Annotated in this window: 23 protein-coding genes and 1 pseudogene; 16 read left to right on the forward strand and 8 right to left on the reverse strand. The window is 72.7% G+C overall.

Annotation, left to right across the window (positions count from 1 at the left end; genetic code table 11):
* The 10 genes from AB0M52_RS09810 to AB0M52_RS09855 all read left to right on the forward strand — a co-directional run.
* The coding region (locus AB0M52_RS09810; RefSeq protein ID WP_363951283.1) for a putative baseplate assembly protein at nucleotides 1-2,035 on the forward strand (2,035 nt) is incomplete at its 5' end.
* Nucleotides 2,016-2,612: a phage tail protein gene (locus AB0M52_RS09815; RefSeq protein WP_363951285.1), complete on the forward strand. Its 597-nt coding sequence runs from the start codon at nucleotides 2,016-2,018 to the stop codon at nucleotides 2,610-2,612. The genes AB0M52_RS09810 and AB0M52_RS09815, both read left to right, overlap by 20 nt.
* Nucleotides 2,609-3,532 (forward strand): hypothetical protein, encoded by a 924-nt coding sequence (locus tag AB0M52_RS09820; RefSeq protein ID WP_363951288.1) that lies wholly within the window; start codon nucleotides 2,609-2,611, stop codon nucleotides 3,530-3,532. The genes AB0M52_RS09815 and AB0M52_RS09820 overlap by 4 nt, the downstream gene beginning before the upstream one ends.
* On the forward strand, nucleotides 3,529-3,984 hold the full coding sequence (locus tag AB0M52_RS09825; protein ID WP_363951290.1) for a hypothetical protein: 456 nt from the start codon (nucleotides 3,529-3,531) through the stop codon (nucleotides 3,982-3,984). Before AB0M52_RS09820 ends, AB0M52_RS09825 begins: the two co-directional genes overlap by 4 nt.
* 15 nt (nucleotides 3,985-3,999) lie before the next feature.
* Nucleotides 4,000-4,770: a hypothetical protein gene (locus AB0M52_RS09830; RefSeq protein ID WP_363951293.1), complete on the forward strand. Its 771-nt coding sequence runs from the start codon at nucleotides 4,000-4,002 to the stop codon at nucleotides 4,768-4,770.
* Between the two features lie 26 nt (nucleotides 4,771-4,796).
* Nucleotides 4,797-5,078 carry a DUF6412 domain-containing protein gene (locus tag AB0M52_RS09835; protein WP_363951295.1) on the forward strand — a complete coding sequence of 94 codons (282 nt, stop codon included), beginning with the start codon at nucleotides 4,797-4,799 and terminating at the stop codon, nucleotides 5,076-5,078.
* A 184-nt stretch (nucleotides 5,079-5,262) separates the two neighbouring features.
* The gene (yidC, locus tag AB0M52_RS09840; protein ID WP_363951322.1) at nucleotides 5,263-6,186 is read left to right on the forward strand and encodes a membrane protein insertase YidC; all 924 of its coding nucleotides are present in this window, start codon (nucleotides 5,263-5,265) and stop codon (nucleotides 6,184-6,186) included.
* Nucleotides 6,187-6,335: 149 nt separating this feature from the next.
* Entirely contained in the window at nucleotides 6,336-6,698 is a 363-nt protein-coding gene (locus tag AB0M52_RS09845) for a YciI family protein (protein WP_363951324.1), read from the forward strand.
* Between the two features lie 48 nt (nucleotides 6,699-6,746).
* A complete protein-coding gene (locus AB0M52_RS09850) occupies nucleotides 6,747-7,985 on the forward strand; it encodes an RNA polymerase sigma factor (RefSeq protein WP_363951326.1) in 1,239 nt (412 codons plus the stop codon).
* 91 nt (nucleotides 7,986-8,076) lie between these two features.
* Nucleotides 8,077-8,745: a DUF998 domain-containing protein gene (locus AB0M52_RS09855; RefSeq protein WP_363951297.1), complete on the forward strand. Its 669-nt coding sequence runs from the start codon at nucleotides 8,077-8,079 to the stop codon at nucleotides 8,743-8,745.
* Between the two features lie 42 nt (nucleotides 8,746-8,787).
* Here the strand turns inward: AB0M52_RS09855 and AB0M52_RS09860 are convergent, their stop codons facing one another.
* Genes AB0M52_RS09860 through AB0M52_RS09895 form a run of 8 tightly spaced genes read right to left on the reverse strand, consistent with a single transcriptional unit; the run spans nucleotide 8,788 to nucleotide 16,352 of the window.
* Nucleotides 8,788-9,399: a bifunctional 4-hydroxy-2-oxoglutarate aldolase/2-dehydro-3-deoxy-phosphogluconate aldolase gene (locus AB0M52_RS09860; RefSeq protein ID WP_363951300.1), complete on the reverse strand. Its 612-nt coding sequence runs from the start codon at nucleotides 9,397-9,399 to the stop codon at nucleotides 8,788-8,790.
* The gene (locus AB0M52_RS09865; RefSeq protein WP_363951302.1) at nucleotides 9,396-10,466 is read right to left on the reverse strand and encodes a sugar kinase; all 1,071 of its coding nucleotides are present in this window, start codon (nucleotides 10,464-10,466) and stop codon (nucleotides 9,396-9,398) included. Before AB0M52_RS09865 ends, AB0M52_RS09860 begins: the two co-directional genes overlap by 4 nt.
* Nucleotides 10,463-11,374 carry a PmoA family protein gene (locus AB0M52_RS09870; protein WP_363951304.1) on the reverse strand — a complete coding sequence of 304 codons (912 nt, stop codon included), beginning with the start codon at nucleotides 11,372-11,374 and terminating at the stop codon, nucleotides 10,463-10,465. Before AB0M52_RS09870 ends, AB0M52_RS09865 begins: the two co-directional genes overlap by 4 nt.
* The gene (locus AB0M52_RS09875) at nucleotides 11,371-11,982 is read right to left on the reverse strand and encodes a hypothetical protein (RefSeq protein WP_363951306.1); all 612 of its coding nucleotides are present in this window, start codon (nucleotides 11,980-11,982) and stop codon (nucleotides 11,371-11,373) included. Before AB0M52_RS09875 ends, AB0M52_RS09870 begins: the two co-directional genes overlap by 4 nt.
* Entirely contained in the window at nucleotides 11,966-12,850 is an 885-nt protein-coding gene (locus AB0M52_RS09880; protein ID WP_111214567.1) for a carbohydrate ABC transporter permease, read from the reverse strand. Before AB0M52_RS09880 ends, AB0M52_RS09875 begins: the two co-directional genes overlap by 17 nt.
* Nucleotides 12,850-13,833, reverse strand: a complete 984-nt coding sequence (locus AB0M52_RS09885; RefSeq protein ID WP_363951308.1) for a sugar ABC transporter permease — start codon at nucleotides 13,831-13,833, stop codon at nucleotides 12,850-12,852. The genes AB0M52_RS09880 and AB0M52_RS09885 overlap by 1 nt, the downstream gene beginning before the upstream one ends.
* Before the next feature lie 31 nt (nucleotides 13,834-13,864).
* Nucleotides 13,865-15,202 (reverse strand): extracellular solute-binding protein, encoded by a 1,338-nt coding sequence (locus tag AB0M52_RS09890; RefSeq protein WP_363951310.1) that lies wholly within the window; start codon nucleotides 15,200-15,202, stop codon nucleotides 13,865-13,867.
* A 19-nt stretch (nucleotides 15,203-15,221) separates the two neighbouring features.
* On the reverse strand, nucleotides 15,222-16,352 hold the full coding sequence (locus AB0M52_RS09895; protein WP_363951312.1) for a LacI family DNA-binding transcriptional regulator: 1,131 nt from the start codon (nucleotides 16,350-16,352) through the stop codon (nucleotides 15,222-15,224).
* A gap of 236 nt (nucleotides 16,353-16,588) precedes the next feature.
* Between AB0M52_RS09895 and AB0M52_RS09900 the strand changes: the two genes are divergently transcribed.
* The 6 genes and pseudogenes from AB0M52_RS09900 to AB0M52_RS09925 form a co-directional block, all read left to right on the forward strand.
* Nucleotides 16,589-17,917 carry a Gfo/Idh/MocA family oxidoreductase gene (locus AB0M52_RS09900; RefSeq protein ID WP_363951314.1) on the forward strand — a complete coding sequence of 443 codons (1,329 nt, stop codon included), beginning with the start codon at nucleotides 16,589-16,591 and terminating at the stop codon, nucleotides 17,915-17,917.
* 24 nt (nucleotides 17,918-17,941) lie between these two features.
* Nucleotides 17,942-19,369, forward strand: a complete 1,428-nt coding sequence (gene uxaC, locus AB0M52_RS09905; protein WP_363951316.1) for a glucuronate isomerase — start codon at nucleotides 17,942-17,944, stop codon at nucleotides 19,367-19,369.
* The gene (locus AB0M52_RS09910; protein ID WP_363951318.1) at nucleotides 19,366-20,667 is read left to right on the forward strand and encodes an enolase C-terminal domain-like protein; all 1,302 of its coding nucleotides are present in this window, start codon (nucleotides 19,366-19,368) and stop codon (nucleotides 20,665-20,667) included. Before uxaC ends, AB0M52_RS09910 begins: the two co-directional genes overlap by 4 nt.
* The gene (locus AB0M52_RS09915) at nucleotides 20,658-22,148 is read left to right on the forward strand and encodes a mannitol dehydrogenase family protein (RefSeq protein ID WP_363951320.1); all 1,491 of its coding nucleotides are present in this window, start codon (nucleotides 20,658-20,660) and stop codon (nucleotides 22,146-22,148) included. The genes AB0M52_RS09910 and AB0M52_RS09915 overlap by 10 nt, the downstream gene beginning before the upstream one ends.
* Before the next feature lie 83 nt (nucleotides 22,149-22,231).
* Complete coding sequence (locus tag AB0M52_RS09920) at nucleotides 22,232-23,446, forward strand: Gfo/Idh/MocA family oxidoreductase (RefSeq protein WP_363951328.1); 1,215 nt, start codon at nucleotides 22,232-22,234, stop codon at nucleotides 23,444-23,446.
* A gap of 213 nt (nucleotides 23,447-23,659) precedes the next feature.
* Nucleotides 23,660-24,192 (forward strand): annotated as a pseudogene (locus tag AB0M52_RS09925) (pectate lyase); the annotation flags it as partial.

The raw sequence follows: 24,192 nt of genomic DNA on the forward strand, positions 1-24,192 counted from the left end.
GGCGGCCCGGGAACACGAGGGACGCACCTTCGAGATCTGGCGGGCGGTGGACAGCTTCGCCGGCCTCGGCCCGCAGGACAAGGCGTACCTGGTGGACCGCTGCTCGGGCACGGTGACCTTCGCCCCGGCGCTGGATCTGCGGACGCCCGGCGATGATCCGACCGACGGGTCGCTGTCCTTCGGGGACGGCGCGGTCGCGGCGGTGCCGCCGGCCGGGCGGCAGGTGCGGCTCTGGTACCGCGCCGGTGGCGGGCCGGCCGGCAACGTGGCGGCGGGCACCCTGACCAGCCTGCGTGACCCGCTGCCCGGGGTGAAGGTGGTCAACCCGCTGCCGGCGGCCGGCGGCCGGGAGATGGAGGCGATGGAGTCGGTGCTGCTGCGCGGACCGTACGCCTTCTTCGCCCAGCAGCGCGCGGTGACCGCCCGGGACTTCGAGGTGCTGGCCACCGCCTCCGGCGGGGTGACCCGGGCCCGCGCGTTCACCCGGGCCGCCGTGTACAGCTTCGCCCGCCCCGGCGAGGTGGAGGTGGTGCTGGTGCCGCACGTGCCGGCCGACGCGCGGCCCGGCGGCCAACTGCCGGTGGCGGTGCTGCGCGAGCACGAGGTGGAGGAGGCCCGGTTGCGGGTCGAGGCGGACCTGGAGCGGCGCCGCTCGCTGGGCGCCACCTGCCGGGCGAGCTGGGCGCGGTACAAGGCGGTGTCGATCCGGGCCCGGGTGGTGGTCCGCCGGGAGGAGGACGTCGACGCGGTCCGCCGGCGCATCCACGACCGGCTGCACCAGACGCTGAGCCCGCTGCCCACCGCGCTCAACCCGGCCGGCTGGGCGTTCGGCGAGCCGCTGCGCGCCTCCAACGTCTACCGGCTGCTGGAGCACGCCGAGCCGGGGGTGCGTTACGTCGAGTCGGTGCGGTTCGTGGTCGACGAGGCGCCGGACAACCAGGTGCGGACCCTCGCCGCCGACCAGTACCAGCCGCGCACCTGGTACGCCGGCAGCGGCCCGGTGCTGTTCCGCTCCACCAACGCCGGCGCCGGCTGGGAACCGGCGGGACGCTTCGACGGGGAGGCCGTGCAGCGGGTGGCGCCCGCCCCCGCCCCGGTCCGGCCGGGCATCGTGCCCCGACCCGGCTCGGTGGCGGTGGCGACCGTACGGGCCAGCGGCGGCTCCCGGGTGCACCTGAGCACCGACCTGGGCGAGACCTGGTCGTTGCTGGCCGACCTGGACTCGCGGATCAGCGACCTGGCGTGGATCGACCGGGACGGCGCCGGGGCGCTGCTGGTCGCCACCGACACCGGCCTGTACGAGGTGTCGCTGCTGCCCGGCGCGGTGCCGTTGCAGATCCTGGTCGACCCGGCCGACGCCGACCGGGGCTTCTACGCGGTGCGGTCGTTCGTCTCCGAGCGCGGCGCGCCTGGGGTGGCGGTGGCGGCGCAGGCCGGCTTCGGGGTGTACCTGTCGGGCAACGCCGGCCGCCCGGGCACCTTCACCCACGTCGGCCTGGCCAACGTCGACAACCGGGTGCTCGCCGTGCAGTACGACGGCCCGGCCACCCTGCTCTGGAGCGGCGCCGGCGAGCCGGACCCGAAGAAGCCCGGGCAGGGCTGCTTCCGGGCCCGGCTGTTCGAGTCCGACGTGAAGTGGCAGGCGGTGCAGGCGGGCTGGATCGGCGGCACCTGTCGGGACCTCGCGTTCAGCGGCACGCTGGCGCTGGCCGCCACGCAGAGCGGCGGGGTGCTGCGGCTGGACACCCTGGCGACGCAGCCACAGTGGGCACCGGTGATGGTCAACTGCGGGCTGCCGCTGCGCGACCGCACCCGGTTCGTGCCGGTGGACGCGGTCGCCGCCACCGCCGGACCGGAGCGGCTCGTGCTGGCCGGTGGCGAGCGCGGGGTGCACCGCAGCGCCGACGCGGTGGACTGGTCGGCCAGCGCCAACCAGGCCACCGCCGACGTGGTCACCGTCCCGGACACCTGGCTGCTCTGCTCCGGCGAGCACGACATCGAGGTGGTGCGGCAGGATGCGTCGAGCGGCCATTGAGCGGCTGCTGCCCGCGGCGTACCAGCGGGCAGGCGTGCCAGGCAGCGTGCTGTGGGCGCTGCTGGACGTGATGGAGGCGCTGCACGCCCCGGACGAGGCGGTGCTGGCCGAGGTCGACGCGCTGTTCGCGCCGTACCGGGCGCCCGGCGGGATGGTCGCGTACCTGGCCGGGTGGGTGGCGATGGACCACGTGGTCGCGGCGCCCCGGCGGGACGCCCCGCTGCCGCTGCCGCTGAGCCGGCTGCGCGACCTGGTGGCGCACGGCGCGCTGCTGGCGGCCTGGCGGGGCACCCCGTACGGGCTGCGCACCGCGCTGGAGTTGGCCACCGGGGTCACCGGTTTCGTCCTCGACGAGCCGGCCGACCGGCCCTTCCACGTGGTGGTCCGGGTGCCCGCCGCCGCGGCCGACCAGGTGCCGCTGGTGAGTCGGATCGTCGAGGCCGAGAAACCGGCCGCCGTCACCGCCGAGATCACTCTCGATGGCCCCCCGCCGGACCGTGCGGTCGGCCGGGCCAGCGTCCCGCCCCCCTCTCCTGTCCCCACCCCTCCCGTATCCGCTCCCGAGGAGCCGTCATGACCACCGAATGGACCGTCGTCGCCGCCGCCGGACAGTTCACCCTGGACGCCCGCAACGCCGGAGAGCTGACCTTCACCGTCTCCAACCCGGGCCTGGCGCCGGACACGGTGGTGTTCGACGTGGCGCCCGGCGAGGGCACGCAGCGGTCGTGGTTCACCGTCACCGAGCCGCAGCGGGTGGTGCCCGGGCAGGGCTCGGTGTCCTTCCTGGTACGCCTGGCCGTGCCGCCGGGCACCCCGCCGCGCCGCTACGACATGACCGGGTTCGCGTACTCGGCGAACACCGCGCCGGAGGAGAGCTCCCGCTCCAGCGGACGGGTCACCTACGAGGTGCAGGCGGTGGCGCCGCCGAAACGTACGCCGTGGCCGTGGATCGCCGCGGCGGCGGCGCTGGTGCTGGTGGTCTCGGCGGTGGTGGTGTTCCTGGTGACCCGGGGCGACGACCCGCCGCCGGTGGCGCAGGTGGTGACCATCGAGGCGGAGACCCTGGTGACCGGGGCCCGGGTCGACTCGCCGGCCGGTTCCGGCGCGACCGTGCTGGTGCAGCAGAACTGCTGCGAGGTGACCTGGTCGCAGGACGCCCAGCTGTTCTTCCTCGGGCGGGCGATCAACGACCGGGTCACCGTGACGGTGGACCTGCCCACCGAGGCGAACTGGCAGTTCTCCGCCGTGCTGACCACCGCGCCCGACTACGCCAACATCGTCTTCCTGATCGACGGTCGGCAGGTCGGTGACCCGTTCATCGGCTACACCTCCAAGGTGCAGATCACCGACTGGATCGACGTCGCTCGGCTGCCACTCCACGCCGGACCGCACCAACTCACCCTGGTCGCGATCGGCAAGACCCAGAGCACCGACCGCTACTTCGCCGGCATCGACACCATCCGGTTCACCGAGGTACCGCCGGACGACAAACGATGAGCGGGCAGCAGAAGGCGCTGCTGGCCGCTCTCGGCGTACTGCTGGTGGTGTTGTTCGCGGTGGCGGTGGGCGCGGGCCGCGACGACCGGGGGGATCCGGCGGGACGGTATGCGCTGGTCGACCTGTTGGGCGGGGCCGGCGGCGGGCGCAGCGTGGTCGACCCGGCCACCGTCGACGCGGACTGCGCCGAGGCGCCCGGACAGTTGGCCGTCACCGGGCGCTGCGCGCTGCGCGTCGCCGATCCGGGCGGGCTGCGCACCCTGATCCTGCGTGGCCCGGACGCGTTCACGGTCGAGGCCCCGGCACCCGGGGACGCCGACTTCACCGTCGAGGACACGGTCACCCCGGCCGCCGACGGCACCGGCGCGGTGGCCCGCGTCGCCGTGGACCGGGCCACCACGGTGGTGGTGAGCTGCCCCGGCGGCTGCCTGGTCACGGTCGCGGAGTCCTGAGGCGGGGAGGTCGGGATGGGTGCGTTACGCAAGCCGTTCCTGCTGCTGGCCATGCTCGCCCTGGTGCTGGCGGTCGGCGTCGAGGTCGGCGCCGGGCTGCTGCTGGGCGGCGGGGACGCCGGCGCGGCGCTGGTCGGCAGCGCCGGGGACCTCGGGGTGGAGGTCGGCGACGTGAGCGGGGTCAGCGAACCGTCCGGCCGGGGCACCGGCTATCTGGCGCTGATCGACGCGGTGGCGCTCTGGACGACCGGGCTGTTCTGTCTGGGCCTGGTGCTGCCCGAGCGGATCCAGGGGCGGGTGCAGGGCGTGGCCACCCTGATCTTCTCGATCATCCTGATCATCGTGGCGTTCGTTGCACTGATCGTCGCCTTCATCGAGCTGATGATCATGGTCTCGCTGTTCCTGGCCCCGCCGTTCGGCACGCTGGCGTACCTGGCGCTCTGGGGTTTCTTCCCGGTCGGCGATGCCGCCGTGCTGCTCGGCCTGGTGCTGCTGCTCAAGCTCGCCTGGGCCGGGCTGCTGCTCCTGGCCCAGCCCAAGTTCCTCCAGAACAAGGGCCTGGTACTGCTGATCCTGACCAGCCTGCTCTGCACGGTGGTGCTGGAGTTCCTGCACCACCTGCTGCCGGTGATCGTGGTGAGCATCCTCGACGACCTCGGCGCACTCGTCTTCGCGATCATCGCGATCATCTGGGCCGTGGTGCTCCTGATCGGCTCGATCCCGGCGATCGTCAAGGCCATCCGCGCCACCGCCGCCCTCCGCGCCGAGCCCGACCCCCACCACTAGGTGCACCTGCCGGCTATGGTTGTGCTGTGGTCGGTCTGGGCGTGCTCTGGTACCTCGTCGGTGTGTTGGCCGACGTCGGTGCGTCCAGCATGCTCTCCGGCACGGCTGCGGCCACCGCCGCCCTGCTGGCCGTCGTGCTCTCCGCCTCGATCCTGCTCCAGCGGGTAGGCGCCGATCCCGACCTGCGGATCACCCGCCGGATACTGCGCGAGCGCTCCGGGCGGACCGGCATACCTCGCCATCGTGATCCTGATGCAGCCGGCCGCGCCCGCCCCAGGGCCCCCACCGCGACCCTCGCGGTCGCCTGAGCCTGCTCTCTCGCTCGTTCCCCTGCCGCTCGTCGGCGACCGCTTGGTGACTGTTTTCGGTTCATTCCAGTCGTAGGTCGCAACTTCGAGGGGTTTCCATGTCCAATTCGTTCGTCGGCGTGCCCGCCGTCCGGTCTCCGCTCACCACCGGAGTGGTGCGATGAGTACGCTCTTCAGCCCGCTGATGGCGGTGATCTACGGGGCCATCTCCGCAATCCTGCTGTTCTGGCATGCCGCCTGGGACATGCTGTTCGGCGACGCGACCGCCCTCGGGACCAGCTGGTCGTGGGTGCTCGGCATCGTCTTCCTGGTGCTCACCGTCCGGGGTGTCCTGTTCCCCGTCTTCGTCAAGCAGATCAAGTCGCAGCGGGCGATGCAGGCGTTGCAGCCGAGGGTCAAGGAGCTCCAGGAGAAGCACAAGGACGACCGGGAGACCATGCAGAAGGAGCTCGTCGAGCTCTACCGGACCGAGAAGGCCAACCCGTTGATGGGCTGCCTGCCGATGCTGGTGCAGATCCCGGTCTTCCTGGGCCTGTTCCACGTGTTGCGGCACCTCAAGCCGACCATGCCGGAACCCCTGAAGACGCTGTACGGCTGGTCGGTCACCCAGTTCGACAGCGCGTCGTCCGCGAAGCTGTTCGGCGCACCCATCGCGGCCAGCTTCAGGTCGACGGCGGACGAGCTGTCCCTGCTCGGCGCCGACGGCCTCACCGTCAAGATCGTTGCCGCGATCCTGATCGTCGCGATGATCGCCACGACGTTCCTGACCAGCCGTCAGATGATCCTGCGGAGCGGGTGGGCCGAGGACCCGCAGCAGAAGATGGTGCAGCGCCTGATGCTGTACGGCATCCCGTTCTCGCTGCTCATCTCGGGCTTGATCTTCCCGATCGGCGTGATCATCTACTGGGTGACCACCAACCTCTTCTCCCTCGGTCAGCAAACCTGGGTGCTGCGCAAGTACCCGCCACCGCCCACGAACGGCGGACCCGCCGCGGGCAGGCAGACCGCTTCGAAGGCCCCGGCCGCACCGGTCGCCCCGAAGTCGCTCGCGCCCCGAGTCGGCGCGAAGCCGATCGACCCCAAGAGGGGTGGTGCGGCCGGCAGATAGGCCACCTGACGCCGCGGAGTGCGCGTCGAGAAAGATCCGCGGTGGTGTCCATCTGGCCGGGGCCCGTTCGTAGTAATGCGGTGGGGCAAGGCAGCCATCAAGACAAGACTCGCCATACCTGGACACCTGGGAGAGCCATCGTGAAGTACATGTTGCTGATCCACAGCGCGGCAGCCACCGATCTCGACGATGCGACGGATACGGCCGAGGGGGCCGATGACGACCTTTTCGAGGCATGGGTGAGCTACGACAAGGCGGTGAAGGATGCGGGGATCTGGGTCTCCGGGCATTCGTTGGCGGATCTGACCACCGCGACGACGGTGCGAGTCGGTCCGGCGGGTGAGCGGATCATCACGGATGGGCCGTTCGCGGAGGCGCGGGAGATTCTTGGCGGCTACTACGTCATCGACGTGCCGAATCTCGATGTGGCGCTCGACTGGGCCGCCCGCTGCCCCGGTGCCCGCGGCGGCGGGTCGGTGGTGGTGCGGCCGATTGCCGAGTTCGAGGTCTGATCGGTGGCCGAGAGGGCGGCCGGCGGGCCGGCGGGAGTCTGGGCCGTGGTGGACGCCGTGTTCCGCGAGGAACGTGGGCGGCTCCTCGCCGCCCTCGTCGGCCGCTTCGGTGATCTCGACCTGGCCGAGGAGGTTGCCTCCGACGCGATCGAGGCGGCCCTGGTGCGCTGGCCGGTCGACGGCGTTCCACCCCGGCCGGGGGCGTGGCTGATGACGACGGCCCGGCGCAAGGCTGTCGACCGGCTGCGCCGGGATCAGGTCTATGCCGCCCGGCTTGCCGTTCTGCAGGTGGAGGCGGACCGCGCCGATCCCGCCCCGCCGTCGGACACCGACAGCGACCTGCCGGACGAGCGGTTGCAGTTGTTCTTCACCTGCGCCCACCCGGCCCTTGCCGCCGAGGACCGGGTGGCGCTGACCCTGCGCTGCCTCGCGGGCTTGACGACGCACCAGGTCGCGCGGGCCTTTCTCGTTCCGCACGCGACGATGGCCAAGCGGATCGTGCGGGCGAAGAAGAAGATCCGCGAGGCTCGTATCCCGTTCCGGGTGCCGAGCGCCGACGAGCTGCCTGAACGGTTACCGGGAGTGCTCCAGGTCGTCTATTCGGTTTTCACGGAGGGCTATGTGGCCAGCTCGGGCCCGGAACTCCAGCGGCTCGACCTGGCCGAGGAGGCCATCCGGCTGGCGCGGGTGCTACGCCGGCTGCTGCCCGCCGAGCGCGAGGTAGCCGGACTGCTGGCGCAGATGCTGTTGATCCATGCGCGACGGGCTGCCCGGACCGGCCCCGGCGGCGAGGTCGTGCTGCTGGATGACCAGGACCGTGGCCGCTGGGACCGTCCGATGATCGAGGAGGGACGGGGCCTGGTGCTCGCCGCGCTGACCGGCGGTCCGCCAGGACAGTACGGGGTACAGGCCGCGATCGCCGCCCTCCACGACGAAGCAGCGGACGTCGCGACCACCGACTGGCCACAGATCGTGGCGCTCTACGACGTGCTGATCGCTCTCGCGCCTTCTCCGGTGGTCGCGCTGAACCGGGCCGTGGCGGTGGCGATGCGCGACGGACCAGAGGCCGGCCTGGCGCTGCTCGACGAACTGTCCGGCGAGCCACTGCTACGCACCTACCATCCGTACCCGGCGGCGCGGGCGGACCTGCTACGCCGGCTCGGTCGGTTCTCCGAGGCTGCGGCAGCGTACCGGGAGGCGCTCGCCCTGGCCGGCGCCGAGCCCGAACAAGTCCACCTGCGCCGCAGGCTGGACGCGGTCGAGATGTCCGACGCGGCTGACAGCTGAGACCGCGAGGATGTCCATCCGGGCGCGCCCCGTTCGTAGTCATTCGGTACGGCAACCGCCTCGACCCGAGCCGAATGAGAGGAACGATGTGATGACCGTCCCGGCGTCCGCCCACCTGGAGACGACGTCCACCCACCGTCCCCGTATCACGCGCGCGATCAACTGTGGTGCGATCGCGGGTGTCGTCTTCATCGGCGTCTCGTTCGCGCAGGCATTCACCCGCTCCGGGTTCGATCTCCGCCAGCACGCACTGAGTGCTCTCACCCTGGGTGGCCTGGGCTGGCTGCAGGTCACGAATTTCGTGGTCACGGGTCTGCTGGCTGGCGCGTTCGCCATCGCACTTCGGCAGGCGCTGCGGCCCGGCCGCGCAGACACGGCGGGCCCGATCCTGATCGGCGTCTACGGCATCGGGATGATCGGTGGTGGGATCTTCACCCCGGACCCTGCACTTGGCTGGCCGCCCGGCGCTCCCGCAGGGCTACCCGAACAGCTGAGTTTGAACAGCGCCCTGCACACGGTCTGCGGTGCCATGGCGTTCCTGTCTCTGATCGCGGCCGGCTTCGTATTCGCCCGGCGGTCTGCCGGTCAGGGGCATCGCGGGTGGGCAGCCTACAGCTGCGCCAACAGCGTCGCCGCGTTCATCCTTACGGCGCTGCCATGGAGCGAGGAGAGCGCGAGCCTGCGCTTCGCTGCCGGGGCATTGATCATCTCAAGCTGGCTGGCCGCCCTGTCCTGGCGCGTCCGCAGCGGAAAGGCATGACGCGCGGCCGGTACGAGCCGCCAGCATCGGCAGTTCGGCCAGCTATTCCTGCCGGCCGGTGGCCAGTTGGGCGAGCAGGGCCAGTTGGGTCGGGTCGGTCAGGGCCGATCCGACCGCGACCACCCGTACCCCGGCGGCCAGGAATCCGGCCGCGTTGTGCGCGTCGATGCCGCCGGTGGCGACGAACCGCAGCTCCGGGAACGGCCCGGCCATCGCCTTGAACCACGGCGGACCGAGGCTGGTGGCCGGGAACGCCTTGAGCCAGCGCAGGCCGTGGTCTCGGGCGCGCTGCGCCTCGCTGGGGGTGGCCACGCCGGGCAGGTGGGGCAGGCCCTGGTCGGCCGCCGCGTCGGCGATCGCCAGGTCCAGGCCCGGTGCGACGGTGAACGCGGCCCCGGCCTCGGCGGCCCGGCGGACCTGCTCGGCGGTGAAGACGGTGCCCGCGCCGACGATCCGGTCCCGCTGCCGGGCAGCGTCCACCGTGGCGCGCAGCGCGTCGACCGCCTCGGGCGTACGCACCGGCACCTCGACCACGTCGATGCCCAGGTCCCAGGCCCGGTTGGCCAGCCGCACCGTCTCCGGTACCGGCAGGTCGCGCAGGATCACCATCACCCGCGCGCCACCGAGCACCGCCGCCAGGTCGTGCGAGGTCACGAGGCCACTCCTTGTCTGCCGGGAACGCTCACCCCGGCGGGGTCAACTGGTCCGTCGCCGCAGCGGTCGAGGGCGGGCAGGATGCCGGCGGCGACCGGGGCGAGGCGCGCCCACTGGGCCTCGGGCAGCTCGGCCAGGGCATCGAGCTGCGCCCGGTCGGCCGGTGGTGCGGTGTCGGCGGCGACGGCCAGGGTCCGCGCCGCGAGCAGATGGCCCAGTCGCAGCCCGGCGACCGGGTCGAGGCCGCGCAGCAGCCCGGAGAGGAAGCCGGCGGCGAAGGCGTCGCCGGCACCGACCGGTTCCACCACGGGCACCCGCAGCGCCGGTACGACGGCGGCCGGCCCGCCGCGCGGGACGGCGGTGGCTGCCACCGCGCCGTCCTTGACCACGACCCATTGTGGGCCGGGCAGCAGCCGGCGCACCGCCGCCGCGTCGGAGGTGCCCCACAGGGCGTACGCCTCGTCCTGACCGACGAGGACGACATCGGCCCGGTCGGCGAGCCGGCGCAGCACGGGGGCGGCCCGGCGGGTCGGCCACAGTGCCGGCCGGTGGTTCACGTCGAAGCTGACCAGCGCCCCCGGCACCGGACGGTCGACCAGGGCGTGCTCGACCAGGGCGTGGCAGGTCCGGGACAGCGCGGGGGTGATCCCGGACAGGTGCAGCACCCGCGCCCCGGCCAGCCGCGGGTCGTCGACCATCGAGGGGTCCATCCGGGACGCGGCCGAGCCGGCCCGGTAGTAGTGCACCCGGGTGCCGTCGGGGCCGGGGTCTTTGGCGTACACGCCGGTGCGGGCCCTCGGGTCGACCTGCACCAGGTCGACCGCGACTCCGGCGGCGCCGATCCGCCCCAGGACCATCCGGCCGAACGGGTCGTCGCCGACCCGGCTGACCCAGCGGGCCCGGTGGCCGAGGCCGGCGAGCGCGACGGCCACGTTGGATTCCGCGCCACCGACGGCGACGTCGAGAAGCTCCGCCTCCGACAGCGACACCGACCGGCCCGGGCTGAGCACCACCAGCGATTCGCCGATGGTCGCCACCTCGGCCGGCGGCGTGTCCTCGGCGGTCACGAATGCGGCTCCGCCAGGGCGGCGGCGGTGGCCCGATCGAGCGTGCCGTCGGCGACGACCACCCGGAAGCGCCCGGGCCGGTGGGTGCCGGCGGGGATTCTCGCGGGCCGGTCGAAGGCGAAGGCCACGCACACCCCGGGGTACATGGTGGTCCGCACGAACCACCGGTCGTCCGGGCCGAGACCACTGAAGACCAGGGTGTACGCCCCACCGTCCGGCCCGTGTCCGCGCAGCGCCAGCCACGGTTGCGCGCACCCGTTGACCCTCTCCTCGCCGTCCAGCTCGGCGGTGAACACCTCGGGGGGTTCGGCCGCCACCGCCCGCCAGAAGAATCCGCCGTAGCCGGCGCCGCCGGGGCGGCCGTTGGTGGCCGGGCTGCCCAGCGTGACGTCCCGCCCGGTGGGTGCGGTGAGGGTGTTGGTGAGGTCGAGCCGCCAGGCGCCGGGGTGCCCGGGCACCGCCGAGGCGGCGAGGGAGCGTCGCTCGGTGAGCAGGACGCCGCCGGTCGGGTCGCGCCATTCGAGGTGGTGGTCGAGCCGGTCGGCCGCGCGGTGTTCCCACCCGGTGTGCACGATCTGGCCGTGGTCGGCGCGCCAGGTGTAGCCGAGGTCGCGGACGTAGGTCCGGCCGCCCCAGAGGTTGGTGCCGCTGACGTCCTGCACGGCCAGCGAGGCCCCGAGGTGCCAGACGTGGTCGGCGGGGAGCGCGTCGGTGACCGGGGTGCCGGCCAGGGTGCGCACCGGGTGCAGGTACGGCCGGGGTCCGTGCTTGCCGTCGAGGTCGGGGGCGAGCACGTACCGGGCCACCGGCGTACCGCCGACCAGCAGGTGCGGGTCGCGGTCGTCGCCGCCCTGCCGGCCCGCGGACGGCGCGCCGGCTGGCGCGCCGCTGCCGGCGGGGGCGGTCACCACAGCTCCGCGCGGGTGACCGGCCGGTGGCGGGCGACCGCGTGCACGGCGGCCAGGGCGTACCCGGCGAGGATCGGCACCGCGACCGGCGTGACCAGGACGCCGAGCAGCGCGGCGACCGTGGCGGTGCCGGCCAGGGCAGCCCAGTGCGCGGGGTGGTCGAGGCAGGCACGGGCGCCTCGGACGGCCGCCGCCCGCCATCTGGTGCCGCCGGCCCGGCCGACCTCGACGACCACCGAGGCGGCGTAGCCGAGCAGGGCCGCCGCGACGGCGGTGGTGAGGCTCAGCGCCGCCGCACCGCCCGGCACCCGACCGTCGGCCAGTGCGGCCAGGTCGACGGCGAGCAGGCCGATGGCGGCGAGCCCGAGCAGGGTCGCCGGCAGGCCGGGCAGCAGGCCGCGGCCGAACCGGGACAGCGTGCGCCGCGCCGTCGGCCAGCTGCCGGTGTTGAGCCAGTCGTGCACCGCCGCGCTGGCGGTGCCGACCGCGGCGCCGGCGGTCAGCACCGGCACGGCGGCGAGCACGGTCAGGATGCCCAGCAGTGCCAGGTCGGCGCCGTCGCGGACCGTGTCGCGCCAGTCGCGACGCTGGTCAGCCCTTGAGTCCACTGGTGTTGATCCCCTCGACGAGCATCCGTTGGAAGGCGACGAAGAACAGGAAGACCGGTAGCAGGGAGAGCACCGACATGGCGAACATCGGGCCGACCGCGCTCTGGCTGGTCGAGTCGATGAACAGGGTCAGCGCCACCGGGACGGTGTAGTCGCTCAGGCTGGACAGGAAGACCAGTTGCCGGAAGAAGTCGTTCCAGGTCCAGATGAACGAGAAGATCGCCGTGGTGACCAGCGCCGGCCGGCTCAGCGGCAGGATGACGTGCCGGAAGATGCCGAACGCGTTGGCGCCGTCGATCCGGGCCGCCTCGTCCAGTTCGCGCGGGATGCCGCGCATGAACTGCACCATGAGGAAGACGAAGAACGCCTCGGTGGCGAGGAACTGCGGGATCAGCAGCGGCAGGTACGGCCAGTCGCCGCCGACCAGGCCGAGGCTGCGGAAGAGGATGTACTGCGGCACGATCAGCACGTGCCCGGGCAGCAGCAGGGTGCCGATCATGACGGCGAACCACATCCCGCGCAGCCGGAACTTCAGCCGGGCGAAGGCGTACGCGGCCAGCAGGCAGCTCACCGCGTTGCCGACCACGGTGAGCAGGCTGACGGTGGCGCTGTTCAGGAAGAACCGGCCGAAGCTGACGTCGAAGTTGGTCCAGCCGTCGGTGTAGTTGCCCGGGGTGAACTGCCGCGGCAACAGGCCGATGTTGTTGACGATCTCCTCCTGCGACTTCACGGAGGTGCCGATCATCCAGATCAGCGGGTAGAGCACGACCGCGACGATGGCCAGCAGCACGATCAGCCGCAGCCAGGAGCGACTGCGCGGGCGTTGCGGGCGGGCCGTCACGGGCGGGGCCACGGTGCTCGCCACCATCAGCGGTCCTCCCCGTCGGAGTAGTGCACCCAGAACCGGCCGGTGCTGAAGAAGATGACCGTGATGATCGCGATGGCGATCAGGAACACCCAGGCCATCGCGGAGGCGTAGCCCATCTCCAGGTCGGTGAAGCCGGTGATGTAGAGGTTGAGCGTGTACATCAGGGTCGAGTCGACCGGCCCGCCGGTGCCGTTGCTGAGCACGAACGCGGCGGTGAAGCCCTGGAAGCCGTTGATGGTCTCCAGCACCAGGTTGAAGAAGATCACCGGGGAGAGCATCGGCAGGGTCACGTTGACGAACTGCCGGAACTTACCGGCTCCGTCCACCGCGGCGGCCTCGTACAGCTCCGTCGGTACCTGCTTGAGCCCGGCCAGGAAGATCACCATCGGCGCGCCGAACTGCCAGATGGCCAGCACCATCAGCGTCTCCAGCGCCCAGTCGGGGTCGTTGACCCAGGGCTTGCCCTCGATGCCGAACAGGGCGAGGAACGAGTTGAACGCCCCCTCCCGGTTGAACATGTTCACCCAGACGATGGCCAGCGCGACGCTGCCGCCGAGCAGCGACGGCAGGTAGAACAGGCCGCGGAACAGCCCGACCCCGCGCCAGGCCCGGTTGAGCAGCAGGGCCACCCCGAGCGCCGCGGCGAGTTTCAGCGGTACGGCGATCAGGGCGAAGCTGAGCGTGACCCGTACCGAGTGCCACCACGACGGATCACTGGTGAACATCCGTTCGTAGTTGGCCAGCCCGACCCACTCCACCTCGGACCACGGGGTAAGGATGTCGTAGTTGGTGAAGCTGAGGTACAGCGACAACAGCATGGGCATCGCCGTGATGGCCATCAGCCCGATGAGCCAGGGCGACAGGAAGACGTAGCCGGCCAGACCTTCCCCGTGCCGGATCCGTCCGGTCCCGCGCCGGGTGGCGGGGGGCCGGACGGATCCACTGCCGCGGCGGGTCGGGTCGGGCGCCGTGGTCAGGGCCACGAACTGCTCCTCTCCGGGTACTGCGGCGGGGTCAGGATGCGATCGCTGCCTGGCAGGCCGCGACGAGCTGCGCCGCGGCCTCGGCGGGGGTGGCCCGGCCGTACTGGGCGTTCTCGGCGGCCTTGATCAGCTCGGCACGAACCTTGCTGTGGCCCTTGATCGGCACCTGGGGCGACTCGCCGAACTTCTCGGCCAACTCGGTCTCCACGGCGATGGACTGCTTCATCGCCGCGTCGGTGGTGTCGTCGCTGACCACCCGGCGCAGGTCCAGGTTGGACGGCAGGCCGCGGTCGGTGCCGAGCAGCTTGACCGCCTCCGGGTCGTTGGTCAGGAAGTTGATCACGTCGACCGCGATCTCGGCGTTCTTGCTGCCCCGGAAGACCGACCAGTACATCGACGCGCGGGCCCACTGGGCGCTCGGGTCACCGGGGTAGGCGATGACCCCCAGCTCGTCGGCGGTGTTCTTCTTCAGTTCCGGCATCTGGTTGACCCAGACCCAGGAGGTGGCCGACTTGCCGGTCACCACCAACTGCTTGGTGATGTCGGTGGCGTTGCCCTCGTGGATGACGTCGGGGGTCGGGGTGGCGCCCCGGTCCCGCGCGCCCTTCCACAGCTCGAACCACTTGGTCACATCCTCGGCGGTGAAGCCGAGTTCGCTGCCGGAGTAGAGGTCCTTGCCCTGCTGGCGCAGCCAGACCCAGAACGCCTTGTAGTCGGCGCTGGGGTCCTGGGTGCCGGGCACCTTGGTCTTCTTGGCCACCTGCTCGGCCCAGGCGATGTGCTCCTCCCAGCTCATCCCGGTGGTCGGCTCGGGCAGCCCGTTCTTGGTCAGCAGGGTCTTGTTGTAGACCAGGCCCTGGGTGTTCTCCCCGGCGGCCAGGCCGGCGAGCTTGCCGTCGACCACGCCGTACTGGAGCAGGCTCGGCGGGAACTTGGTGGTGTCGAGCTTGCCCGACTCCTGGTACGAGGCGAGGTCGAGGGTGGTGTTGCGGGCGGCGTACTCGGCGAGGAAGTTGTCGTCGATCTGGAAGAGGTCCGGCGGGTTGCCACCGGCGGTGAGGGTGGCCAGCTTGTCGAAGTAGCCCTGGTTGGCCTGCCAGGTCTTCTCGAACGTGACATCGGGGTTCTTCTTGGTGTAGAGGTCCAGGGCCTGCTCGGTGAGCTGGGCCCGAGCCTCACCGCCCCACCAGAAGATGGAGATCTTGGTCTTGCCGTCGGATCCGGCGTCGTCGCCGCAGGCGGCGGCCGCGCCGACCAGCGGCAGGGCGACGACCGCGGCCAGCAGGCCGCGCAGCAACCGGCGGCGCAGCCGGGGGGTACGGTAGGAGCGCCCGTCGGGCGCGCTGGTGGGGTGCGTTGCGGGGTGCATGTGCGCTCACTCCTTGGCGTTAGGAGGCGACGACGTCACCGGCGGCCACGGTCGGGCCGCCCGGGTCCGCACGGCGATGCGGGCCCGGGCCTGCGGCAGTGGCACCGGGACGTTCCCGGCCGGCGTAGGGACCCGGCCCGGTGGAGTCGCGGATGACCAACTCGGTCTGGAGCATTACCTGTGCGGTGGTACGACGGACGCCGACGGCCACGGCGGCACCGCTCCCCCGCCCGGTACGCGGGAGTTCGGTGTCCTGTTGCAGCAGCATGTCGACGGCCGTCCGGCCGGCGGCCGCGGTGGGTGTGGCCACCGTCGTCAGCTTGGGTCGGGTGAGCCGGCTCAGGCTGATGTCGTCGACGCCGACGACACTGACCTCCTGCGGCACCCGGACCCCGAGTGCGTCGAGCCCCTCGAGGAGGCCGATCGCCATCAGGTCGTTGTAGGCGAGCACGGCGGTGACGCCGGCCCGGCGGACCTGCTCCGCCTGGGCCAGGCCCCCGCTCTCGGTGGGCGGGTTGGGGCCGAGCACGGTCAGGTCGGCCCCGGCGGCCCGGGCCGCCGCGCTGGCGGCCCGGCGGAGTTCCCGGCTGGTCCAGGAGCCGCGCGGGCCGCCGAGCAGGGCGATCTCCCGGTGACCCAGCCCGACCAGGTGCTCGATGGCGGCGCGGGCACCCTGCCCGACGTCCATCAGGACGCACGGCAGGCCGGCCAGCTGGCGGTTGACCACCACCAGCGGGACCTCCCGGCTGAGCTGCTCGATCAGGCTGTTGCTCATCCGCGGGCTGCACAGCAGCACCCCGTCGACCTGCTTGGCCAGGGCGTGGACCAGTTCCTCCTCCGCGGCGGCGTCCTCGTTGGTGTCGGCCACGAAGACGTGGTAGTCGCGGTGCCGGGCCTGGCTCTCGGCCGCCTTGATCAGCGGCGGGAAGAACGGGTTGGCGATGTCGGCGATGATCAGCCCGATGTTGTGCGTACGGCCCGTGATCAGCGCGCGGGCGGCCCGGTTGGGGCGGTAGCCCAGATCCTCGGCGCAGGCCAGCACCCGTACCCGGGTCTCCGGGTTGACCAGGTGGGGCGCGGAGAAGGTGCGGGAGACGGTGGAGATGTGCACCCCGGAGGCCCGTGCGACGTCCCGGATGGTGACTGGCATTCAGGCCCCCTTCGTCGATGTGTCGGCGGTCACGGTGCCGCCAATTAATGCAAACGGTTGCTCCAGTGTCAACGGTGAATGATTACAGCTGTGTTGCGGAGACGCTCCCATCAGGCGCTCTAACACCCATCAATCGGTGCATAAGCCACCGATTAGCGGCGCCCCGTTGACGCCAAACCATCGACCGTGGTTACTTCACTGCAAAGGTTTGCACAAAGATCGAGGAGGATCGGTCTGTGTCACCGCAACCCGGCAGGCGGGCCCGGCACGCCGTGGTCGGCACCGGCGCCCGCGCCGAGATGTTCGTCCGGGCGCTGGTCCGCGACCACGCCGACACCGCCGAACTGGTCGCGTTCGCCGACGTCAACCAGGCCCGGATGGACGCCCACAACCGGTGGCTCGGCGAGCTGGGCCACCCACCCGTGCCCACGTACCACGCCGGCGACTTCACCGCGATGCTGGCCAAGGAGCGGGTCGACGTCGTCCTGGTGACCTCGGTGGACGTCACCCACGACGAGTACGTGGTGGCCGCGCTGGAGGCCGGCTGCGACGTGGTCACCGAGAAGCCGATGACCACCGACGCGCCGCGTTGCCAGCGCATCCTCGACGCGGTACGGCGTACCGGCCGCCGGGTGACGGTGGCCTTCAACTACCGCTACAACCCGCTGCACGAGCAGGTCCGGCGGCTGCTCGCCGACGGAGCGGTCGGCGAGATCGGCTCGGTGCACTTCGAGTGGCTGCTCGACGTACGCCACGGCGCCGACTACTTCCGCCGCTGGCACCGCGACAAGGCCGCCTCCGGCGGGCTGATGGTGCACAAGGCCAGCCACCACTTCGACCTGGTCAACTGGTGGCTGGACGCCACACCGGTGCAGGTGTACGCCGCCGGCCGGCTGTTCTTCTACGGCGAGGCCGGCCGCCGGCACGGCTACGCCCGCGACTACGACCGGGCGCACGCCTCCCCCGCCGCCGACGACGACCCGTTCGCGCTGCGCCTGGCCGAGCACCCCCGGCTGCGCGAGCTGTACCTCGACGCCGAGGCCGAGGACGGCTACCACCGCGACCAGAACGTCTTCGCCCCCGGCGTGAGCATCGAAGACGACATGGCGGTGCTGGCCACCTACTCCACCGGCGCGACCATGACCTACCACCTCACCGCGTACGCGCCGTGGGAGGGCTACCGGGTGATGGTCAACGGCAGCCGGGGCCGCCTCGAACTGGAGGTCACCGAGAGCGATTTCGTCAGCCCCGCCGCAGCCGGCGCGCTCAAGGGCGCCGCCCTGCACGGCGACCAGGCCGCCGCCGAGGGTGGTGCGGCCACGCTGACCCTGCGCCCGTTCTGGTCCCCGCCGCGGCGGATCGAGGTCGACGGGTACACCCGGCACGGCCACGGTGGCGCAGACGCCCGGATGACCCGGGTGCTGTTCGGCGGCGTACCCGATCCGTTGCGCCGGGCGGCGAGCGCCCGCGACGGCGCGCTGGCCCTGCTCACCGGCCTGGCCGCCAACCGGTCCTTCGACACCGGCACCCCCGTCCGGGTCGCCGACCTGCTCACCCTCGACTGACCTCGACCACAGGAGCCGCACCCCGTGCCCACCTCGACCCGACCCGATCTGCTCCTCCCCGCCGAGCCGGGCCAACGCGCCCTGGCCCGGGAGCTGTACGCGCTGGTGGCGCAGCTGCCCATCATCTCCCCGCACGGGCACGTCGACCCGGCGCTGCTGGCCGAGGACCAGCCGTTCCCCGACCCGTCCCGGCTGCTCATCGTGCCCGACCACTACGTGACCCGGATGCTGCTCAGCCAGGGTGTCGCCCCGGCCGAGCTGGGCGTGCCGAGCCTCGACGGCAGCCCGGTGGAGACCGACGGGCGGCGGATCTGGCGGCGCTTCGCCGAGCGCTGGCATCTGTTCCGGGGCACCCCCTCTCGGCTGTGGCTGGAGCAGACCTTCACCGAGGTGTTCGGCGTCGACACCCGACTGTCGCCGCAGACCGCCGACGAGGTGTACGACGCGCTGGCCGCCAAGCTCGCCGAGCCCGACTTCCGGCCCCGGGCGCTGTTCGAGCGGTTCAACATCGAGGTGCTCGCCACCACCGAGTCGCCGCTGGACGACCTGGGCCGGCACGCCAAGCTCGCCGCCGACGGCTGGGGCGGCCCCGGCGGGCGGGTGGTCACCACGTTCCGCCCGGACAACGTGGTGGACCTGGAGTTCGACGGGTGGTCGGCCAACGTCGACCGGCTCGGCGAGATCGCCGGTGCGGACACCGGCACGTACGCCGGCTACCTGGCCGCCCTGCGCTCGCGGCGGGCCACCTTCATCGCCGCCGGGGCCACCTCCTCCGACCACGGCCACCCCACCGCCCGCACGCTGGACCTCGGCGCGGACGCGGCGACGCTGTTCGACCGGGCCCGCCGGGGCCGGGCCGAGCCGGGCGACGCGGAGGCGTTCCGGGCCCACATGCTGCTGGAGTTCGCCCGGATGTCGCTCGACGACGGGCTGGTCATGCAGTTGCACCCCGGCGCGGTGCGTAACCACAACCGGTGGCTGCACGCCCGGCACGGCCGCGACGTCGGCGGCGACGTCCCGCAGGTCACCGAGTACGTGCACGCCCTCGCCCCGCTGCTGGACGCGTACGGCAACGACCCGCGGCTGCGGGTGGTGCTCTACACCCTCGACGAGGACACCTTCACCCGGGAGCTGGCGCCGCTGGCCGGTGGGTACGCCGCCCTGCTGCTCGGCGCGCCCTGGTGGTTCCTGGACTCCCCCGAGGTGCTGCGCCGGTTCCGGGAGACGGTCACCGAGACCGCCGGCTTCTACAACACCGCCGGGTTCGTCGACGACACCCGGGCGTTCTGCTCCATCCCGGTCCGCCACGACGTGGCGCGTCGCATCGACGCCGGCTTCCTGGCCCGGCTGGTCGCCGAGCACCGGCTGCCCATGGACGAGGCCGCCGAGACCGTGGTCGACCTGGCGTACCGGCTGCCGAAGCAGGTCTTCAAGTTCGGGGGGATCTCATGACCACCATCACCGACGTCACCGTGCACGACGTACGGTTCCCCACCGCCGCCAGCGGCGACGGCTCCGACGCGATCAACCGGGGCGACTACTCGGCCACCTACGTGGAGCTGAGCACCGACGGCGGGCCGACCGGCGCCGGGTTCACCTTCACCAACGGCCGGGGCAACGAAATCACCTGCGCCGCCGTACGCGCCCTGCAACACCATCTGGTGGGCCGTACGGTCGACGAGATCGCCGCCGAGCCGGTGGCCTTCTGGCGCTCCCTCGTCGCCGACGTGCAGCTGCGCTGGCTGGGCCCCGAGAAGGGGGTCATCCACATGGCCACCGGCGCGCTGGTCAACGCGGTGTGGGACCTGCGGGCCAAGCTGGCCGGCAAGCCGATGTGGCGCTACCTGGCCGAGTTGCCCACCGACGAACTCGTCGCCAGCGTGGACTTCCGGCACATCACCGACGCGCTCACCGCCGACGAGGCCGCCGCCATCCTGGACAAGGGACGCGACGGCCTCGCCGACCGGCTCGCCCTGCTGGAGCGCGACGGCTTCCCCTCGTACACCACATCGGTGGGATGGCTCGGCTACCCCGACGACAAGGTCCGGGCGCTGACCCGGGCCGCGTACACCGACGGGTGGCGGGCGATGAAGATGAAGGTCGGCGGCCCGACCGCCGACGACCTGCGCCGGGCCCGGATCATCCGGGACGAGATCGGCCCGGACGCGCTGCTGATGATGGACGCCAACCAGGTGTGGGACGTCGACGAGGCGATCAGCAACATGACCGCCCTCGCCGAGGTCGACCCGTACTGGATCGAGGAGCCGACGCACGCCGACGACGTGCTCGGCCACGCCCGGATCGCCCGCGCGGTCACCGAGCTGACCGGCGGCCGGTGCCGGGTGGCCACCGGCGAGGTGGCCGCCAACAAGGTCATTTTCAAGCAGCTGTTGCAGGCCGAGGCGATCGGCGTGATGCAGATCGACGCCTGCCGGGTCGGCGGGGTCGACGAGGTCCTCGCCGAGCTGCTGCTGGCCGCGAAGTTCGGGGTGCCGGTCTGCCCGCACGCCGGTGGCGTCGGGCTCTGCGAGTACGTGCAGCACCTGGCGGTCTTCGACTTCCTGCGGGTGGGCACCAGCCTGACCGGCCGGATGGTGGAGTACGTCGACCACCTGCACGAACACTTCGTCGACCCGGTGCGTACCCGCGGCGGGCGTTACCTGCTGCCGACCGCACCCGGCTACAGCGCCACCATGCGCCCCGAGTCGATCGCCACGTACCGCTTCCCGGACGGTCCGGCATGGCGGTGACCGTGGGCGCGTCCCGGCTCGACCTGGGCGCGCTGCGCCGACTGCCGGCCGAGGCCCGACCGCTGGTGCGCCCGGGCACCGTCGCCGCCGGCGTGCTCCACCTGGGGCTCGGCGCGTTCCACCGGGCCCACCAGGCGGTCTACACCGAGCAGGCGATCGGCCTGGCCGGCGGCGACTGGGGCATCGTCGGGGTCGCCCCGCGCAACGCCGAGCTGGTGCGGACCCTGGCCGCGCAGGACAACCTGTTCAGCGTGAGCACGCTGTCCGCTGCCGACCAGCACACCCGGGTGATCGGGGCGCTGGCCGAGGTGCGGCTGGCCGCCGCCGACCCACGGGCGGTGGTGGCGCTGCTGGCCGACCCGGCGATCCGGGTGGTCACGCTGACCGTGACCGAGAAGGCGTACCAGCTCGACCCGGCCGCCGGCACATTGCGTCCGGATCCGGCGCTGGTCGCCGACCTGACCACCGACCGGCCACCGGCCACCGTGCCGGGGCTGCTGGTCCGCGGCCTGCTGGCCCGGGCCGCCGCCGACGCCGGGCCGATCGCCCTGGTCAGCTGCGACAACCTGCCCGCCAACGGCCGCCGGCTGCGTGGCCTGGTCACCCAGGCGCTGGTGTACGCGGGCGCGCCGACGCCGGCGATCGACTGGGTCGGTACGCAGGTCGGCTTCCCGGGCACCATGGTGGACCGGATCGTCCCGGCCAGCACCCCGGAGACCCTGGCCGCGGCCCGCCGGGCGCTCGGCGTCGAGGACCTGGCGGCGGTGGCCGCCGAGCCGTACGCCCACTGGGTGATCGAGGACGACTTCCCGGGCGGCCGGCCCGCCTGGGACCGGGCCGGGGCGGTGCTCTGTGCCGACGCCGGGCCGTGGGAGCGGCTGAAGCTGCGCGCCCTCAACGGCGTGCACTCGGCCACCGCGTACCTCGGCGCGCTGGCCGGCTGCGAGACGATCGCGGACGCCCTCGCCCTGCCGCACCTGGCCACCGTGCTGCGCCGGCTGATCGCCGACGACGTGGCGGCCAGCTTCACCCCGCCCGAGGGCGTCGACGTGGTCGACTACGGCGACCAGGTGCTGGCCCGCTTCGGCAACCCGGCGATCCGGCACCGCACGTTGCAGGTGGCGATGGACGGTTCGCAGAAGCTGCCGCAGCGGATCCTGCACACCATCGCCGACCTGCGCGCCGCAGGCCGGTCCGCGCGTTGGGCCACGCTGGTGGTGGCCGCCTGGATCCGGTTCGCCCAGGGCACCGCCGACGACGGCCGGCCGCTGCCGCTGGACGACCCCCTGGCCGAGCGGATCCGCGCGGCCCTGGCCGCCGCACCGCAGACCCCGACCGGAGCGGTGGACGCGGTGTTCGCCCTCGACGAGGTCGTCCCACCCGAGGTGGCCGCCGACCACGAGGTCCGCGCGGACGTCGCCGCCTGGCTCACCGCCCTGCACCGCCACGGCGTGCCCACCACCCTGGCCGGCGCGGCATGAGTGAAAGGAAGGGCCCCTTCTTAACGCCTGGTGTAGAGGAAGGGCCCCCTATTAACGCGGCGCGCGCAGCGGGCGGCGATCGCCTGGCGGCCGTGGCGCCAGCGGCCCGGGTGGCGCTGGTCGGGGCGAACGGGCACGGGCGGTGGCACCGGCGGGTGATCGGCGCGCTGCACGACGCGGGACGGGTACGACTGGTCGCCCTGGTCGACACCCGGCCGCTGGAGGAGGAGCCGGCGGCGCCGGTGCCGACCGACACCCGGCTCTTCACCGACCACCGGGCGATGCTCGCCGAGGTGGCGCCGGACGTGGTGGTGATCTGCACCCCGCCGCACACCCACCTGCCGATCGCCCGGGACGCGGTGACCGCCGGTGCCGACCTGCTGCTGGAGAAGCCACCGGTGCTGTCCACCGCCGAGCACCAGGAGCTGGCTGGGGCGCTGGCCACCACCGGCCGGGTCGCGCAGGTCGGTTTTCAGGCGCTCGGCTCGGCGGCGCTGACCGCGCTGACCGACGCGGTGGCGGCGGGCCGGCTGGGTACGGTCAGCGGCATCGCCACGGTCGCCGCCTGGCAGCGTCCGGACGCCTACTACGCCCGCGCCCCGTGGGCCGGGCGGCGTTTCCTTGACGGCCGGCCGGTGCTCGACGGCGCCCTGGCCAACCCGCTCGCGCACGCGGTGATGCAGTGCCTGGCGGTCGCCGAGGCGGCCGGGGGCGGGCCGGTGGAGCCCGCCAGCATCGAGGTGGAGCGGTACCGGGTCCGGCCGATCGAGGTCGACGACACCGCCGTGCTGCGGGTACGCCCGCGCCACGGCCCGCCGATCGTGGCCGCGGTGACCCTCGCCGGGGAGGACTTCGCCGCCGGGGAGGTGATCGTCACCGGCAGCGCCGGGCGGGCCGTGCTGGAGTACCCGACCGACCGGCTGCTGCTGCCCAGCGACGACGCGCCCCGCGAGGTGCCCGGCCGGCGGGGACTGTTGGAGAACCTGCTTGCCCACCGGGCCGATCCGCGGCTGCCGCTGATCGCGCCACTGGCCCGGACCGCGCCGTTCACCGCCGTCCTCACCGCCCTGCGGGCGGCGCCCGAGCCGACGCTGCTCGGCGACGGGTTGGTCGACGCCGTCGGCGAGGGGCCGCAGCGGGTGCTGCGCATCCGGGGCGTCAACGAGGTGCTGCGCCGGGCCGCCGAGCGGGGCGCACTGCCGTCGGAGTCCGGGGTGGGCTGGGCGGTGCCGCCATGGCAGGCCCCCATGGCGGCACCGGTTTCGCCGTGGCGGGCCGATACAGCGAGGACGGAATAGGAGGCGCCGCAACAGACTGCAACACAGCCGGTCCATCCAGGACCGAGGTCACTGCGATGACCAGCGGTTTCCCGACCAGGACAGGTCGGGACGATGCCGACCGAAAGCAATTACTGCAACAAATCTGCACATCACTTATATTGACCCCGATAAAACAATAACCGTAACCTTCGTCATCAATACGAAACAACGACGAGGGAACGGACGACCCCGATGCGCAGACTCGCCGCCGGCGCGGCATTGATCACTCTCACCCTGACCGCCGCCCCGGCCCCGGCGGCGGCGAACCCGCCGACCGGCGAGGGTGGCGCGGTCGCACTGTCACCGTTGGCCCGCCAGCTCGGTCGGCACACCCTGCCGGCCGGCGATGGCTGGGCCGCCGCCGGGCCGGGCACCACCGGAGGCTCCGCCGCGGCGGCCGACCGGGTCCACGTGGCCACCACCCGCGCCGAGTTGGTCGCCGCGCTCGGCGGCGACAACGCCACCAACGTCACCGACGCCACGCCCAAGATCGTGTACGTCAAGGGCACCATCGACGGGTTCGAGGGCGCCGACGGCCGGCTGCTCGACTGCACCGACCTGGCCGACCCCGGGTACTCGCTGGACGCGTACCTTGCCGCGTACGACCCGGCGGTGTGGGGTCGGGTGGCGCCGAGCGGACCGCTGGAGGCGGCCCGGGTGCGGTCGGTGACCAACCAGACCCGACACACCCAGATCAACGTCGGCCCGAACACCACCATCGTCGG

It is taken from the genome of Micromonospora sp. NPDC051296 (assembly GCF_040682255.1).
GTDB lineage: Bacteria > Actinomycetota > Actinomycetes > Mycobacteriales > Micromonosporaceae > Micromonospora > Micromonospora craterilacus.